Here is a 1698-nt window from a genome sequence, read left to right as displayed (position 1 = left end):
ATACGAGCCCGTTGCCTCCTCGAACGCGATGGCGTCATCGACGTCGCCATTGACGGTGATGTGCCCGCTGGTAACAGAGTGAGCAATTGGCTCTCCACTATTGTTTGTTATCGTGCTCGACTCGAGAATGATGTCTGACGCTCCTGGTGCATCGCCCTCGATGGTAACGGTCGCAAGCGTTACGTTCGTCGCGCCTGGATCGATCGCGTTGTTTGAATCGACCGCAGTCAACTGGTAGTGCTCGCCATCGTCAGTGTACTCATACGAGATACTCGACGTCCCGAACTGATCACCCGAGTCAACGTGGCTGATGTCTACCGTCGTGTCTGCTGTAGAACGAACGGTTATATTGAATTCAGAGACGCCCGCAGGTGCGCTCGAAAGGACGATATCGACGGTCGTTTCGTTTCCCAGCGTAACCGACGAATTTTCAATTGTTACAGTTGGGTCAGTGGTCGATACTGCTGTCGCTACTCCCGGAACACCGACTCCAACGGTGGAGACTACGAGTAACGTCGAAAATATCAGTGCCCAGATTTGTGTGTCCGTGTGGTTTGAACTTCCTTTCATTGTGTATCGATTGTGAGCTGATAGCTACCCACTCTGATAACCGATCTGTCACTACTCGTCGGTTCTATGTTAATTACCTTTCTGTTGGCTGTCGATTCGAATCAACTCGGTTGCGTTCAAAATACGAAGTGGGAATCAACTAGACAAGGCCTGAGAAGACCCACAGTTCTCACATCGGTGAATCCGTGGAGTCACGTCGTTAGGACGACGTCACGTTCACGAAGAGTCGCTGGACGTCAACGATATTGACGTTGTTATTGCCAGTGAAGTCGAATTTGTTAACGCTATCTTGCACCGTTGCGTTGTTTCGGTTCGCAAACAGTGCTTGGACGTCGGAGATGGTTGCAACGCCATCACCGTTGACGTCTTCGTGAAGTCCATCGCCATCTAGATCTGCTGAGTGATTTACTCCGGTTTTTCCAGTGGCTGCAGTCTCCACCAAGAACACTTGTTTCGCAATGGTTGTAAGGCCATCATCATCAACCACAGTGAGCGTCAGCGTATATTCCCCAGTGGATTCTGGCACCCACGAGTACGACGTCTGATTTGTCTCGACTGTCTCGCCGTCAATCGCCCACCGAAGTGAGGAGATAGTCCCATCGCCGTCCGACGTCGTCGCGGTAGCTTCGAGTGTCTCGTTCACGGAGACAGTGGTTTGATCCAGCGAAACCGATGCAGTTGGAGCTCTGAGCGTTGTGTTCAGCTCAACAACGTCCACGACGACTGTATCTCCCGGAACCGCATCAGCGTCCACATCTGCGGCAAACTCAAGGGATTCACCTGGAGTAACACCGGGAAGTGATAACTCAACTAGAGAGAACGCTGGACGCGTCGTTCGATTCGACGAACCGATGGAGATATTCCGTTGAGCAATTGGTGTCGAACTATCGGCAGCCGTCACAGTGAGTGTCCCGTTTCCAGCACTGAGGCCTTCATTACTGATGACCACGGCTGCAGTCAGGGTTCCATTTGACCGATAGTAGTTGACTTGTCCTTCTCGGAGCCCGACATCTGGTTGGAACACCCGTCGTGAGATACGGTTATCTGCCTCATCGCTTTCAGGGACCGTCCGGTTCGCATTGACGGTGAGCGCCAATGGACGACCTGTCACGAGTGAGTCGGAAGGAA

At 52.4% G+C, this 1698-nt stretch carries 1 protein-coding gene and 1 pseudogene; both read right to left on the bottom strand.

Annotated features, from left to right (window positions below):
- Positions 1-570, bottom strand: a pseudogene (locus AUR66_RS15400) (hypothetical protein); the annotation flags it as partial.
- Between the two features lie 199 nt (positions 571-769).
- The coding region (locus AUR66_RS21370) for a PKD domain-containing protein (RefSeq protein WP_231727923.1) at positions 770-1698 on the bottom strand (929 nt) is incomplete at its 5' end.

The sequence above is a fragment of the Haloferax profundi genome (genome assembly GCF_001469865.1).
GTDB lineage: Archaea > Halobacteriota > Halobacteria > Halobacteriales > Haloferacaceae > Haloferax > Haloferax profundi.
Note: the sequence above shows the minus strand (reverse complement) of the source record. Positions and strands in the feature narration are given on the sequence as shown.